We start from the raw sequence: 16,034 nt of genomic DNA, 5'->3' as shown, positions 1-16,034 counted from the left end.
GCTTTTTATTTATCAATTACGATTTTTTTAATTTCTGTGCAGAAATGATTTCGTTACTGGCTACACGCCTAAACCATTCAGGTAAATAACTAGCTAATTGCTTCACTCTGTCGCGATCTCTAGCCAATAATAGCTGTCTGCGCTTATTGCTGTTATCAAAAACCCAGACCCTATCTGATATATTCATAGCTAACGGCAGGTTAGTTATAGAACGATCATAGCGCCTGAATATATCGACAACGGGCACATTATGCCCTCCCGTTCTTACACGAAGTGCCACTCGTGCGGCAGACAAACCCACATCATGAACACCGATGAAAATAAAATTAACCTTGTAACCGGCATTAACGGCCAGCTCCATCAGCTTAATTTCGCCTTTACCCGTGAGGGTCGTCTCAACAGCAAACGAGCGGCATTCTTGAAGAAAAGCCGCTCGTTGTTTAATAGCTAACCTACCCGCATCCGCATTTTTCAGTGATGGGTTATGCGGACTGAGTTCTCTTGCTATATCATCGGGATTAATTACGGGAACCTTACCGGTTAGATGACGTCGAACCAATGTCGATTTTCCCGCTCCATTAGGTCCCGCAATAACCCAGAGCTGAGGCCGATGCATCATGCTTCCAGAACCTCAACTACCTGCTCTGTACCACTCATAAAACTAACCAGTTCTCTACGGCCACCTGGGTATTCCTTAATAACCATTCCTGCTGGAGTGTCAAACTCTGCATAATAAATTGGTTCACCCGCATTGAGGTGAGCACGCGCCTCTGAACCATCGTCATTTGCCAGTTGAGCATCAAAGATAGCCATAAAAGCACGCTCTTGCGCCGGTGACATTTCATCTAAATTTTGCAGTTCAAGCCTCATCACTGTAACCCCTATAATTTGCACCACAAACTTATAACAGAATAAAACTGACTAATAATATCAAGGCAATAACTGTCGATAAATTATACACCATAGCATGCAGTGTAAATCCCATCCTTACCCCGGGCAACCCTTATCAATAAATTAAGCATCCGTGCTCCCTAGCTATCCATGCAATAACGGCAAGATAGAGGATAAAGAGATTCCATCCAAGGCAGAGATAATAACTTTGCGAAGCGGTTCGAAGAATAACTATCTGCAATCCCAAGGTAACAGACTTTTTTATACACTGCACAGAGCGGATATTATGGTGAAAATCTGATGTATTAATATTTGGTTCAGGGCGGCCATCAACGATCATTTCCCGTCGGTTTTCATCGAAAACAGAGGTTTGACAATTTCCAGGCTTGAAAAAGGAAATGGAAACCCAACACTTAAAACACTATTGAACTACGCCAAAGCTTGCAATTGTGAACTGCATTTTGGCTTCAAAACAACTTAATCCAAGTAGTTAATCAATCTATTAAGTATTATTTCGTTATTGTGAACCATTAACCAATGGTTGAACCAAATATAATAACTCAGCCTATCGAATATTCATTCGAAATATTAGCGCACCTGACATCAGTTATTACCAACATCAACTTTCTGCGGAATATAAAAAGACAATAACTTTACGAAATAGTTTGAAACATAAATCCTATAAAAACCAAAAATAACTGAATTTTCATAAACCACATAGAATTGGCATTACGATAAAAACTTAACAATTCCTTATTTCCTACTTTACAATTAATGATTAGTAAATTAAGTTACTCGTTCACGTAATAATAGTCATAAAGATGTATATTCGCTATAAATTCTTCCGTTCAAACCTCATTATTATCACTCTTTTCATTTATTTGTGGAAAATAATCCAAGAACGACTACCAACAATCAGATTTAGTGTTAACCTGAAGTTATCAGTTGATAACTTTTTTCTATTATCTTTTTAAAAAAAAGATTGCTACTCTTATTTATGTCTTCATAGCAATAAAAAGTCAGCTTACACCGCAAGGGATAAGTTTTATGACATAGACTCCCTGTGGGTAAAGGTATATATGAAATAATTCGATATAACCTTATTAGGAGAGTAATATGAATCAAAATGACAATTTCTCCCCAGATGTGAATCACAACGATAGTTTTATAAATCAATATCGGGCATCTGGAAGAAATAATACTTCTAGTAGCAATACCTCCATTGTATCTAACGGTGGAGCGACCGCTCTGCTATTACAAAATGGCAGTGTGATCGCTTGGGGGGATGAGCTTTATGGCGGCTTGGTTCCGCCAGAAATTGCCGCACTAAAGGATATCGTCAGCCTGCATGCAACAGGTATGGCTTTCGTGGCACTACGGGCGAATCGTAGCGTAGTCGCTTGGGGGGATCGGGAATATGGTGGCCTAATTCCGCCAGAAATTGCCGCATTAAAGGATATTGTCAGCCTGAGTTTAGCAAGTACTGCTGTCACCGCCCTAAGGGCAGATCACAGCGTAGTCGCTTGGGGAACTCACGGTTGGGGCGGACAAATCCCACCAGAAATTGCCAAATTGAAAGATATCGTCAGCATAAGTGCAACAAATTTTGCTTTCTCAGCCCTACGGGCAGATCGCAGCCTAGTCGCTTGGGGATATTCTGATGCTGGTGGCAAGTTACCACCTGAGATCGCCAAATTACAAGACATTGTCAGTCTAAGTACAACAAGCCTTGCTTTCGCAGCCCTACGGGCAAACCACAGCGTGGTCACTTGGGGGAATCAAGGTCAAGAAAAAGAACAGCTTCCCCCTGAAATCGCTAAATTGCAGGATATTGTCAAGCTGAGTTCAACAGGTATGTCTTTCTTAGCACAGAGAGCTGACCGCAGTCTGGTAGCCTGGGGAAATCCAGATGCAGGTGGCCTACTCCCACCTGAAATTGCCAAATTACAGGATATTGTCAGTTGGAGTACAACGGGAAATTCATTTGCTGTTCTGCGGGCAAACCATAGTGTGGTCGCATGGGGCGATGAAAAATCAGGCGGTCTACTCCCACCTGAAATTGCCAAATTGCAAGATATCGTCAGTCTGAATTCATCAGTATCCTCATTTTCAGCTCTGCGGGCAGATCGCAGCGTAGTGGCGTGGGGAAATCCGGATTCCGGCGGCCAAGTCCCACCCGAAATTGCCAAATTACAGGATATCATCGCCATTGAAGCAACAATATCTGCATTCGCGGCCCTACGAGCAGATCGCAGCATAGTTGCTTGGGGTGATCCAGATTCAGGTGGCCTCATCCCACCTGAAATTGCCAAATTGCAGGATATCGTCAGCTTAGATTCTGCCGGAAAAACATTTATGGCCTTACGAGCGAATGGTCAAATAGTTGCTTGGGATACTAAAGTGCATAGTGAATATGATTAGCTCACATCCATTGCATTGTTCGTTTATGTGTAGACCCAAAAAATATGCCAGTGGCAAATATACCTGAACGGTATACCGTCAAACGGGCTATTAAAGGTGAAAAGGGAAAATACATCGGACAGTCAATACAAGGTGTTGTTTAACTTTTGGCAACACCGCCAACAGACAGAGCTGGAGTCCAATGAAGCAACCCAATGAAACCTGTCGTTAAAACGGGTAACGCGTAATGATGACCAACACGCTATCTAACTAACCGGAAAAGAGGAATCCCTGAAAGGTAAGATGTCATTTAACCAGGACGGGATTACAGCAACAAATGAAAATTTCTAACCTGGCAACTGGGGAATAACTCCCCATTGGAGTATCCAATGTATGCAGATAACACTCTCATCAACAAAATGAAGCAAAATTTCGGCCAAATGACAACTTACTACCGCCGCTGGCTAATATCGGCGGGTGGTGTCTGTCTGTCGGTAAGTGCGCTTTTTTCCACCTCAGCGTTTGCAGACGACTGGATGAACTGGAATTCCACTCATGCCATCAAAGCCCTTGGGCATCCGGTAGTTCATGGAAAAGACAACAACGGTAAGCCGGTTCGTTATCCACCCGTTGGTACTAGTAATTTGCTCGGTGTATTACCGTCAGTAGTAGAGAAAAGTTTTCCACAAACAGGCAAACCTAATCAGTTAAAAGACGTCATATTCTGGGTCAAAGCGAAACATAACATCTTCATAGTCCCACACGTGGTCACAGGTAAATACACTTGTAAGATGAGTACCCAACGTAAAGATGGGAGCGGGGGACAGGCTACGCTAACCCTTAGTACGGATGCAGTCGTTGAAAATCAAGATTATGCGTCCTTCAAAGGGGACACCAAAGTCATGGAATCTTATCTGACTGACCTGGTTTATTCTGTACGATGCAACGGAACAGGGTTTTCATGGGAACGACAACCTAACGAGAAAGTTCGATTCGAAAAAACTTGGGAAAATCCAGTTCCGTCAATTGAAATGCAAGACAAACAAATCTGGATTCATAATGTTGCTTTCTGGAGTCCACCAGATAACGTTAGCAAACAGCCCAATGGTGAGTTTTTTAACGATCCTGCCATCCTTGCTACCCAAGAGAAGGTGAAACCCTGACCGATGGATATCATTTATCCGGGACGTAGCGGTAGTAACAAATATAAATCTTTAACAAGACAATCGGGAAGCAATTCCCGGTTGAATATCCAATGAATAGTGATATAACACTTAATTATAATTCACTCTGTCTTTTATTAATCTTAAATATCAGCATAATTAATTGCAGTTGTTACATCGGCTTTCTACGGTTAATTATGCCACTACAGTAAAAGCTGAATTAATCACCTATAAAAAGAAAATTGCAGGCACAAAAGATGAGGGTTTTTCATTGATCAGTTTTTGTAAATCTCATCATTTTCCCCGTTTCCTGCCTCGTATTTAAACTTTCCCATTTCCATTAAATTGACATTCGGACTTTTTCGCTTTTACTTTTCATCTATTTGATCTTTAAGGCTTAAATCCAGAAAAGGTAAAAGAAATACCAATAATATTAAAATAAAAGCCTATTTTTCAATGCTGTTAAATACAATTGTTCTTTCTTCGCTATACGGTTAACCTTGTTAAATGTTTTAATATAATCCCATGTTTTTGTTATTTGGTTAACCTTATCACCTTAATTAATCAATTTAAAATCCGTTTTTCCTGATGCTTTCTCTTCCAATGTCAGTATAACATCGAATCTTTTATCCGCTTTAAAAAATCCTCAATCACGGTTTTTTACCTTTGATGATTAAATTTTTTATCTGCTTTATAAATATAAAAAATAATAACTTTACGAAATAGTTCAGAGAACAAATCCTAAAAACCCCAAAATAACTCACTTTTTTATAAACATAAAAGATATTATCCCCCCTGGTGATTTTTATTCTTTGCTTTACAGCTAATCATTACAAAATTACGTTACATTACATGTTTACGTATTAATAAGAGTAGCCATAAAGATGTACATCCCCCCTAAATTCTGTCGCTCAAGCCTCATAATTTTAATTTTTACTCTTTATCGATAAAAATAATCTGAAATCAACTACCAAAAAATAACTTTAGCATTAACCTAAAGTTATCAGCTGATAACTTTTTTCTATTATCTTATTCACAAAAGAATAGCTATTATTAAATTGCAGTAGAAATTCAGCTTAATCCGCAAAGGATAGGTTTTATGGCATAGACTCCCGTGTGGGTAAAAAGGTCAATCCGATATAACCATCATTATGAGAATAATATGAATCAAAATAACGATTCCTCACTAAACATGGATACCAGCGGTAGTCCTATAAAGCGATATTGTCAACCCAGCAGAAGTAGTCACGCTGATAATAATACTTCTATCGTATCTACTAACGAGTCAACCACCATGTTATTGACAAATGGCAGTGTAATCACTTGGGGGAATGACTATCGTAACCAAGTTCCACCCGAAATTGCCCAATTACAGGATATCGTCGGCATAAGTACAACAGACAATGCTTTCGCGGCTCTGCGGAAAAACCGTAGTGTGGTCACTTGGGGAGCGCCATACAGTGGCGCTTATATTCCACTCGAAATTGCCAAACTGGAGGATATCGTCAGCTTATATGCAACAAACAATGCTTTCGTAGCCTTGCGGGCAAATTGCAACATAGTCGCCTGGGGTCAAAAACCTTGGGGTGGCCAGCTTCCTCCCGAAATTGCTCAATTGCAGGATATTGTCAGTCTGAGTACAACACAATCCGCATTTGCCGCTCTGCGGGCTGACCGCAGCGTGGTCGCTTGGGGAAATGAAGATTTTGGCGGCCTGATCCCTCCAGAAGTTGCTAAACTACAAGATATTGTCATCCTGAAGGCAACAGATTCTGCTTTCACTGCCCTACGGGAAGACCACAGCGTCGTCTCTTGGGGGCCAGCCATTAACGGGGGCACAATTCCAACCGACATTGCCCAATTACAGGATATCACCAGCCTAACTGTGACAAGTGGCGCTTTTGCAGCCCTACGGGCAGATCGCAACGTAGTTGCCTGGGGAAATTCAGATACTGGAGGTCAGATACCATCCGAAGTTGCTCAATTGCAGGATATTGTCAGTCTGAGTGCAACAATTAATGCTTTCGCAGCCCTACGGGCAGACCGCAGCGTGGTCGCTTGGGGGAACAAGGATTGGGGTGGACAAATTCCGCCCGATATTGCCAAATTACAGGATATCATCAGCCTAGCCTCAACAAACCAGGCATTTTCAGCCTTGCGGGCAGACTATAGCGTAGTTGCTTGGGGGGATAAGAATTCGGGAGGCCAAATTCCGCCTGATATTGCTCAACTAAACGATATAGCCAGTTTAAGTACAACAGAGGGGGCTTTCGCCGCCTTACGAGCAGACCGCAGTGTGGTTGCCTGGGGAGATAGCTGTTATGGTGGTCAAATTCCACCCGAAATTGCTAAATTGAGGGATATCATTAGCTTGAACTCATCAAGATACGCATTTACAGCCTTGCGAGCAGATGGACGAAGGGTAGGTTGGGGAGGAAAGGATACCAAAGCTCATGGTGAATACGATTAATCAGTAAATGTGTTTTGATGCGTTCATATAGAACAATATGAATCAAAATGACAATTTCTCACCAAACATGAACGTCAACAATAATTTCATAAAGTTATACCGGGAATATGCAATGAATAGTAGTGACCAAAGTAGCAATACCGTCATAATTTCTATTTCCAGTAATTACAAGACTACAATGACAACCGCCATGTTATTACAAAATGGCAGTGTGATCACTTGGGGGGATGAGCTTTATGACGGCTTGGTTCCACCAGAAATTGCCGCGTTAAGGGATATTGTCAACCTAAGTGCATCATGGCTCTCATTCGCGGCCCTACGGGCGAATCACAGCGTGGTCTCCTGGGGAGAGCCGTATACAGGCGGCCAAATCCCGTCTGACATTGCCAAATTGCAAGACATTGTCAGCCTGAGTGCAACAAGTTATGCTTTCGCGGCCCTGCGTGCAAACCGCAGCGTCGTCGCCTGGGGAAATTCGAATAACGGCGGCCAAATCCCGTCTGACATTGCCAAATTGCAAGACATTGTCAGCCTGAGTGCAACAAGTTCTGCTTTCGCGGCCCTGCGTGCAAACCGCAGCGTCGTCGCCTGGGGAAACCCGGATAACGGCGGCCAAATCCCGTCTGACATTGCAAAATTGCAAGACATTGTCAGCCTGAGTGCAACAAGTTCTACTTTCGCGGCTCTACGAGCAGACCACAGTGTGGTCACTTGGAGCAAGGATCAGGGAGCACAAATTCCATCCATTATTGCTCAACTGGATGATATCACCAGCTTAAGTACAATATATGGAGTTGGAGTTTTCGCAGCCTTACGGGAAAACCGCAGGGTAATTTCTTGGGGAGATAAAAGTCATGGTGGTCTAATTCCACTCAAAATTGCTAAATTAAAAGATATCGTTAGCCTAAGTGCAACAAGTTCTGCTTTCGCGGCCTTGCGTGCAAACCGCAGCGTGGTCGCCTGGGGAGATCCGGATAACGGCGGCCAAATCCCGTCTGACATTGCCAAATTACAGGACATTATCAGACTGAGTGCAACAAATTCTGCTTTCGCAGCCCTACGGTCAGATCGCAGCGTCGTTACTTGGGGGCAACTAAATTCAGGGGGTTCGCTTCCACCTGAGTTTACTCAACTTAGCGATATCGTTAGCCTAAGTGCAACAGATTCTGCTTTCGCAGCCTTGCGGGTAGATGGCAGCGTAGTTGCTTGGGGGCAACCAAGTGAAGGTGGTTATGTTCCACCTGAAATTGCTAAATTAAAGGATATTGTCAGTTTAAACTCATCAGAAATCGCATTTGCAGCCTTACGAGCAAATGGCCAAAGAGTCGGTTGGGGAGGAAGAGATATTAAAGCGCATGGTGAATACGATTAATCAGTGAGTAAGGCTTAACACATTAAAGAGTGGGGTTTTACGGCACAAACTTCCTACGGATAAATCCGATACAACCTTAATCAGGAGAGAAAATGAATCAACATAACGAGTTCTCACCCAACACAGAGACCAACGACGATTTTATCACGCAACTTTATAAATCTAGAAAAAGAGATAGTGACTATGATAAATACGATAACAATGACTTCATAACCTCCTTCGACAATGCAACCACCATGTTATTACAGAATGGTCATGTGGTTAGCTGGGGGAACATTGAGCTCCCACCGGAAATTGCTCAACTGGACGATATCGTCAGCCTGATTTCACAACCACAGATTGGTTTCGCTGCCTTGAGGGCAAACCGCAGCGTGGTCGCCTGGGGAGGGAGATATGGCACCAAAATCCCACCTGAAATTGCCAAATTACAGGATCTCGTCAGCCTGAGTGCAACAAGTTCTGCTTTCGCGGCCCTGCGTGCAAACCGCAGCGTTGTCGCCTGGGGAGGTGGATATTCAGGCAACCGGGTCCCACCTGAAATTGCTCAACTGAGCGATATAGTCAGTCTGAATGCAACAAATTTTGCTTTCGTGGCCCTACGGGCAAACCGCAGTGTGATCGCCTGGAGGGATCAGGACGATAGTCAGGCCCCGCCTGAAATTGCCAAACTACAGGATATCGTCAGCCTGACTACAACAAAGAATTCTTTCGCTGCCCTGCGGGCAAACCGTAGTGTGATCACTTGGGATGATGGACCTACAGCCAACATTGCCAAATTACAGGATATCGTCAGCCTGAGTACCGCATCGCAAGCTTTCGCTGCCCTGCGAGCAGACCGCAGCGTCGTCGCCTGGGGAGTTAAGGAACAAGGAGGTGAGGTACCACTCGAAATCGCCAAATTGCAGGATATTGTCAGCCTAAGCGCAGCAACGGATGCTTTCGCGGCCCTACGAGCAAACCGCAGCATTGTTGCTTGGGGAGAAACATTTTATAACAATAGCGGTCAAATTCCGCCTGAAATTGCTCAACTGAGTGATATAGTTAGTCTGAATGCAGCAAGTGCTGCTTTCGCGGCCCTGAGGGCAAACCGTAGTGTAGTTGCCTGGGGAGATCTAGATCAGGGTGGCCTACTCCCTTACAAGATTGCTCAACTAAATGATATTGTCAGCTTGAGTGCAACAAAGGAGGCTTTCGCGGCCTTGAGGACAAACCGCAGTGTGGTTGCTTGGGGAGCACCAAGTAGCGGCGGCCAGGTCCCACCCGAAATTGCTAAATTGAAGGATATTATCAGCTTAAGCTCATCAAGAACCTCATTTACGGCATTGAGGACAAATGGCAAACGAGTCGGTTGGGGAGGTGGTGATACTAAAGCACACGGTGAATACGATTAATCAATCTATTAAGTATTATTTTGTTATTGTGAACCATTAACCAATGGCTGAGCCAAATATAATAACTCGGCCTATCGTGCATTCATTTTAAACATTAGCTTTCCCGCCCCTGTTATTACCAGAACTACTTTTCAAATAAATATCAAGAAAATAACTGATTTATTATAATCCATATACAACGGAAATCACGATAAAAACCCCAATAGTTTCTCATTCCCTGCTTCGCAATTAATTATTGGCAAATTAAGTTACTCGTTTACGTAATAATAGTCATAAAGATGTATACCCGTTCTAAATTACTCTGCTCAAACCTCATTGTTATCACTCTTTTAATTTATTTGTGGAAAATAATCTAAAAACCACTACCAACAATCAGATTTAGTGTTAACCTTAAGTTATCAATTGATAACTTTTTATTTAAATAATCGCGAATATTATTCATGTCAGTAGAAATTTAGCTTAACCCGCAAGCATACTTTTTTAACACTTATTGAATAAGTAACAATTACATGATCTAATGTTATTCAGTGGCAATGTAAATCTAGTTTAGCTCACAAGAACTTGGTTTTACCCTGTGGGTAGAAATATCGCCAGTAAGGACTGACGCCAGATTAAGAGTTAAAGTCCAATGAAGCAACTAAACTGAACCCCATTTCCATTAAGAAAAATCATGTGTAGTGATGACCTGCACGAATATCCGATGCAGAAAATAATAACCTGAAAAGGAGAATCTCTGAAAGGTCAATGTAATTTGACCGGGACGGGATTACAGCAATAAATGAAAATTTATTATACAGATGACACTCCAATTGTTGCATTTCAAACCATAGACTGGATTCCCAAGAGGGCCATTATAGCTCTCGGACGTCCGAAGATATATGGGAAAGACAACAATGGTAAGCCAGTTCGTTATCCGGCAAAAGGAACGAGGGACTTAATAATCTTTCCAACAAAATACTATCTTGATTTTCCAGAAGTATATTACTACCCCTATTTTTTAAAAGATATTATGTTCCGGATTAAAGCAAAAAACCAAATCTTTATCGTTCCACATGTCATGACAGGAACGTACACCTGTGAGATAACAGCCTCCTGCAAAAATAGCCTACCAGGACAAGCCAAGATGACACTTTATACGGATGCAATCGTTGAAAATAATGAGCCCCAATGGTTCAAAGGGGACAGTAATGTGATGGAATCTGATGTAAGTGATCTGCTTTACTCTGTATCCTGCAGGGCAACGGGTTTTTCATGGCAGAGGAATCCTGAAGAGAAAGTCGAATTCGAAAATAACTGGGAGAGTGGAGTACCGTTAATTACAATGCAAAACAGCACAGATCCCCATAGTCTTATCTATAGCCTTGTGCTCTGGACTGCACCAGGTGATTTAGATCCCCATTTTAAAGATCCAGCTGTCTTGATACCCAATGAGGAAAATGATAACCAAAAGAAAGTGAGCCCTTAAGAGTAAAAGTAATTTACCTGGGATGGGGTGATATACCCTATAGATTTCAAGATGCATCGCGACGGCAAGGGAGCGAATCCCTGGGAGCATAGATAACTATGTGACCGGGGTGAGTGAGTGCAGCCAACAAAGAGGCAACTTGAAAGATAACGGGTATAGCAACACAATGAAAATCCTTAACAAGGCAACCGGGGAACAATCTCCGGTTGAATATTCAATGAACACGGATAATATTACTTAGTTATCATTCATTCTGTATTTTATTAATTTTAAATATCAATATACTTAATTTAAGTTACTATATCCATTTTCTATTAAAAATTAAAAAATAATAACTCCGCATATCAAATGAGAAGCAAATAACCAATTTATGTAACTTTTATTCTTTACATAAATCATCTAATATCGTCACTCAGCCTTTAATCCACTCGAGCCACATGATTCACTCTTAACCATATTATCAACTTACTTATTCCTGTTACTGTTTTAATATTTTATTCGTATAACATCTCAATTTATGTGATATTTACTTTACTGCAAAATATCAGAAAAATTATCAAGATAATGAATTTTTTCTATTATCTTTTCATTCAAATAACAGGTAATGTTATTCAGTAGAAATATAAATCCAGTTTAACTCGCAAGGAATCGATTTCACCTCAGTGGATAAAAGTAAATCCGATATTAATCTTATTTAGGAGAGCCAATATGAATCAAAATGACCATCTCTCACCAAACATGGCTACCAACGATAGTTCTATCAAGCAAAACCTGAGATCAGGAAGAAATAATAACGCGGGTGGCAATACTTCCATCATCTCTGATTCCGATAAAACCGTCATGTTATTGAAAAATGGCAGTGTGATCTCTTGGAAAAAAAATTCAGATGATAATCAAGTCCCGCCAGAAATTGCCAAATTGCAGGGTATTGTCAGCCTAAGTGCAACATATTTAGCTTACGCTGGTGTGCGGGCAGATGGTAGCGTGGTTGCTTGGGGCAAGCCGAACAGTGGCGGCCTAATCCCGCCAAGAATTGCTAAGATAAATAATATTGTCAGCCTGAGTTCAACAAGCGATATTTTCACGGCTCTACGGGCGGACGGTAGCATAGCCTCCTGGGGCAACAAGCTTAATTTAGGCTGGCTTCTACCCTCAATAAACGGATTATCACTACACAATATCATTAGCCTGAATGTAGCATATGATACTTTCGCAGGCCTGCGGGCAGATGGCAGCGTGGTTGCCTGGGGATTGGATAGTGCTCTTAATTTCAAAACAGCCCCACCCGAAATTACCGCATTACAGGATATCGTCAGCCTAAAACCAGTAAATTATTCTTTCTTAGCCCTGCGAGCAAACGGTAGCGTGGTTGCTTGGGGTAATCTAAGTCCCCTCCCGCCAGAAATCGCCAAATTACAAGATATCGTCAGTCTGTATACAGGTTTTGATGATTTCGCAGTCCTACGGGCAGACCACAGCGTCGTTACCTGGGGGGGACCTCCACCCGAAATTGCCGCATTAAAGGATATTGTCAGCCTGAGTTTAACAGTTGGTGCTTTCGCAGCCCTACGGGAAAACCGCAGCGTCGTTGCCTGGGGGACAGCCAATTATGGTGGTCAGGTTCCACCCGAAATTGCCGCATTAAAGGATATTGTCAGCCTGAGTTCAACAGGTAGTGCTTTCGCAGCCCTACGGGAAAACCGCAGTGTGGTTGTCTGGGGAAGTATAGATACTGGCGGAGCGTTACCACTTAGGATTGCTCAATTAAGCGACATTACCAGCCTGAGTGCAACACGTAGAGCTTTCGCAGCCCTACGGGCAGATGGCAGCGTGGTTGCCTGGGGAAAACCAAGCGCGGGTGGTTATGTGCCACCGGAGATTGCTAAATTGAAGGATATCGTTGGTCTAAGCACATCAAACTATGCATTTGCAGCCTTGCGAGCAGATGGCCGAAGGGTAGGTTGGGGAAGCGGGGATCCCAAAGCGCATGGTGAATACGATTAATCAGTAAATGTGTTTTTTCACGCAGGAGAGACGCTGGCCTGAAAATTGGGTTAATCCCCCACAATCTTTTAACCTGTATAAGGAGAGCAATATGAATCAACATAACGAGTCCTCACTCAGCACAAAGACCAACAACAATGTTATCAAACAACATCACACATCTGGGAGAGAAACGATTGACTATAATAGCAATAACGTCATAGCCTCTAATAACTCTGGTACCGCCATATTATTACAGAATGGTCATATAGTTACTTGGGAGAGTACGGACTGTGATGAAACAATCCCACCTGAAATTACACAACTGGACGATATCGTCAGCCTAAGTGCAACAAGTAAGGCTTTCACAGCCCTACGAGCCAATCATAACGTCGTTGCTTGGGGAGATGAAAATTATGGTGGTCAAATCCCATCTGAGATTGCTCAACTGAACGATATTGTCAGTTTAAGTACAACAAATCGCGCGTTCGCAGCCCTACGGGCAAACCACAGCGTCGTTGCTTGGGGAGATGAAAATTATGGTGGTCAAATCCCACCTGAGGTTGCTCAACTGAACGATATTGTGAGTTTAAGTACAACAAATCGCGCGTTCGCAGCCCTACGGGCAAACCACAGCGTCGTTGCTTGGGGAAATGGAAATTCTGGTGGTCAAATTCCACCTGAGATTGCCCAACTGAGCGATATTGTCAGTTTAAGTACAACAAGTGAAGCTTTCGCAGCCCTGCAAGTAGACCACAGCATCGTTACCTGGGGATATGAAAATTATGGTGGTCAAATCCTACCTGTAATTGCTCAAATGAATGATATTGTCAGTTTAAATGCAACAAGTGAAGCTTTCGCAGCCCTGCGAACCAATCACAGCGTCGTTGCTTGGGGATGGGAAGATTTCCAACCAATCCCATTCCCACTTGAAATTGCCCAATTAAGAGATATTGTCAGCTTGAGTGCAACAAGTAAGGCTTTCGCAGTCATACGGGCAAACCACAGCATCGCTACCTGGGGAAGTGTAAATTATGGTGGTCAAACTCCACCTGAAATTGCTCAACTAAGCGATATTGTCAGCCTGAGTGTAACAGATAGTGCTTTCGCAGCCCTACGTGTAGACCGCAGTGTCGTTGTCTGGGGAGATATGGATAACGGTGGTGTACTCCCACCCGATATTGCTCAATTGGATGATATCGTCAGCCTGAGTGCAACAAGTGGTGCTTTCGCGGCCCTGCGGGCAGACCGCAGTGTCGTTGCCTGGGGGACACCAAGTTGCGGCGGTCTGGTTCCACCCGAGATTGCCAAATTGAAGGATATTGTCAGCTTAGACTCGTCGGGATACGCATTTATAGCCTTGCGGGTAAATGGCAAACGAGTTGGTTGGGGAGGCGGGAATATTAAAGCACATGGTGAATACGATTAGTTGCCGATAGAGCCATATTCTTTCATTGTAAGCCGCTAAAAAACACCAAAACTACGGCTGAACTGGAATATTTTTGTTCAGCCTATCTCTGGTTAAATTTGCAATATCAATGCTCCTGATCTCAGTTGTTATCAACATTGATTTCAAGCGAATATCAAAAGGCAACAACGTTACGAAACGGTTTTGCTAAAAATCCTATTCTACGAACATTGAGAAGTCTTGATTTGCCAAAAATCAACAGTCATTATGCACCTGCTACGAATAGTGTATGGTTTCGTGAATAAGTTCAGGCCGCTATTAATGTCCCCTCCCCAAGAAAATTTCTACGGAAATGCATCGGTAACGCGACACGTATGAGCAGGTACGTGTATACTGTTACAAGAATTTTATTCTGCTTTTATTTATACCCAATAAATTTCAAGTTGCAGCGCAGCAGTATAAAGCAACAACCTGAAAGATGAAGGGTATACATTATTATCCAATCAACCAAGATATCATCATGATCCAAGGCACATTATATATTGTCTCTGCGCCAAGCGGGGCGGGTAAATCAAGTCTGATTCAGGCTTTATTAAAAACACAACCTTTGTACGATACTCAGGTTTCTGTTTCCCATACCACGCGCGCAATGCGTCCCGGTGAAAATCATGGTGAACACTATTTCTTTATCACTGAAGAAGCCTTTTGCCAAATGATCGATAATCACGAATTTCTGGAACACGCCTGTGTTTTCGGTAATTATTACGGCACATCCCAGAAAGTGATTGAAGAAACCCTTGCCAGTGGCGTTGATGTCTTTCTTGATATCGATTGGCAAGGCGCGCAGCAGATCCGCAAAAAAATGCCCTCTGCTCGCAGTATTTTTATCCTGCCACCGTCAAAAGAAGAGCTTTGCCGCCGTCTGCGCGGTCGGGGTCAGGACAGTGAAGACATTATTGAAAAACGCATGGAGCAGGCTGTTGCAGAAATGGTTCACTATAACGAGTATGATTATTTAATCGTTAATGATGCTTTTAATACTGCATTGGCCGATCTGCACACCATTATCCGTTCAGAACGCCTGCATCGGGAGCGCCAGGCACAACGGCATGATGCTTTAATCAGCAAATTATTGGCAGACTGAACCCAATTTCAGTATTATGCCCAGTCATTTCTTTACCTGTGGAGTCGCACACATATGGCACGCGTAACTGTTCAAGACGCTGTAGAAAAAATTGGTAACCGTTTTGACCTGGTGTTGGTCGCTGCTCGTCGAGCACGTCAACTGCAAACAGGCGGTAAAGACCCGCTGGTTGCTGAAGAGAACGATAAAGTGACCGTTATCGCTCTGCGTGAAGTGGAAGAGGGTCTGATTAACGGTAAAATCCTGGATGTACGTGAGCGCCAGGAACAACAAGAGCAGGAAGCAGCAGAAATGCAGGCGGTTTCCGCTATCGCAGAAAGTCGTCGTTAATCTACGGTAGGTCTGCC

13 protein-coding genes are annotated in these 16,034 nt (G+C 42.9%); 11 read left to right on the top strand and 2 right to left on the bottom strand.

Features of this window, described 5'->3' with window-relative positions:
* Nucleotides 1–16 precede the first annotated feature (16 nt).
* Both D3222_RS05405 and D3222_RS05400 read right to left on the bottom strand, forming a co-directional pair.
* Complete coding sequence (locus D3222_RS05405; protein WP_232832411.1) at nt 17–619, bottom strand: zeta toxin family protein; 603 nt, start codon at nt 617–619, stop codon at nt 17–19.
* Nucleotides 616–870 carry a hypothetical protein gene (locus tag D3222_RS05400; RefSeq protein ID WP_118985231.1) on the bottom strand — a complete coding sequence of 85 codons (255 nt, stop codon included), beginning with the start codon at nt 868–870 and terminating at the stop codon, nt 616–618. Before D3222_RS05400 ends, D3222_RS05405 begins: the two co-directional genes overlap by 4 nt.
* Nucleotides 871–1,261: 391 nt before the next feature.
* Here D3222_RS05400 and D3222_RS05395 point away from each other — a divergent pair, with 391 nt between their 5' ends.
* The 11 genes from D3222_RS05395 to rpoZ all read left to right on the top strand — a co-directional run bounded on the left by D3222_RS05395 (nt 1,262) and on the right by rpoZ (nt 16,017).
* Nucleotides 1,262–1,372, top strand: coding sequence for a helix-turn-helix domain-containing protein (locus D3222_RS05395; protein WP_232832410.1), 111 nt, complete (start codon nt 1,262–1,264; stop codon nt 1,370–1,372).
* A 635-nt stretch (nt 1,373–2,007) separates the two neighbouring features.
* Nucleotides 2,008–3,312, top strand: a complete 1,305-nt coding sequence (locus D3222_RS05390) for an RCC1 domain-containing protein (protein ID WP_118985230.1) — start codon at nt 2,008–2,010, stop codon at nt 3,310–3,312.
* A gap of 419 nt (nt 3,313–3,731) precedes the next feature.
* Nucleotides 3,732–4,454 (top strand): hypothetical protein, encoded by a 723-nt coding sequence (locus D3222_RS05385; RefSeq protein ID WP_157975292.1) that lies wholly within the window; start codon nt 3,732–3,734, stop codon nt 4,452–4,454.
* 1,162 nt (nt 4,455–5,616) lie between these two features.
* A complete protein-coding gene (locus tag D3222_RS05380; RefSeq protein WP_118985228.1) occupies nt 5,617–6,924 on the top strand; it encodes an RCC1 domain-containing protein in 1,308 nt (435 codons plus the stop codon).
* 112 nt (nt 6,925–7,036) lie between these two features.
* Nucleotides 7,037–8,296, top strand: a complete 1,260-nt coding sequence (locus D3222_RS05375; protein WP_232832409.1) for an RCC1 domain-containing protein — start codon at nt 7,037–7,039, stop codon at nt 8,294–8,296.
* Nucleotides 8,297–8,388: 92 nt separating this feature from the next.
* Nucleotides 8,389–9,687, top strand: a complete 1,299-nt coding sequence (locus D3222_RS05370; protein ID WP_118985226.1) for an RCC1 domain-containing protein — start codon at nt 8,389–8,391, stop codon at nt 9,685–9,687.
* Between the two features lie 778 nt (nt 9,688–10,465).
* Nucleotides 10,466–11,152, top strand: coding sequence for a hypothetical protein (locus D3222_RS05365; RefSeq protein ID WP_118985225.1), 687 nt, complete (start codon nt 10,466–10,468; stop codon nt 11,150–11,152).
* 708 nt (nt 11,153–11,860) lie between these two features.
* Nucleotides 11,861–13,156 (top strand): RCC1 domain-containing protein, encoded by a 1,296-nt coding sequence (locus D3222_RS05360; RefSeq protein WP_118985224.1) that lies wholly within the window; start codon nt 11,861–11,863, stop codon nt 13,154–13,156.
* A gap of 91 nt (nt 13,157–13,247) precedes the next feature.
* On the top strand, nt 13,248–14,564 hold the full coding sequence (locus D3222_RS05355; protein ID WP_118985223.1) for an RCC1 domain-containing protein: 1,317 nt from the start codon (nt 13,248–13,250) through the stop codon (nt 14,562–14,564).
* 499 nt (nt 14,565–15,063) lie between these two features.
* Complete coding sequence (gene gmk, locus D3222_RS05350; protein ID WP_118985291.1) at nt 15,064–15,687, top strand: guanylate kinase; 624 nt, start codon at nt 15,064–15,066, stop codon at nt 15,685–15,687.
* A gap of 54 nt (nt 15,688–15,741) precedes the next feature.
* On the top strand, nt 15,742–16,017 hold the full coding sequence (gene rpoZ, locus D3222_RS05345) for a DNA-directed RNA polymerase subunit omega (protein ID WP_011144672.1): 276 nt from the start codon (nt 15,742–15,744) through the stop codon (nt 16,015–16,017).
* Nucleotides 16,018–16,034 lie beyond the last annotated feature (17 nt).

Origin of the sequence: Photorhabdus sp. CRCIA-P01 (assembly GCF_003545805.1) — a bacterium.
GTDB lineage: Bacteria > Pseudomonadota > Gammaproteobacteria > Enterobacterales > Enterobacteriaceae > Photorhabdus > Photorhabdus antumapuensis.
The sequence above is the reverse complement of the archived record's forward strand: the minus strand, read 5'-3'. Positions and strand labels throughout refer to the sequence as shown.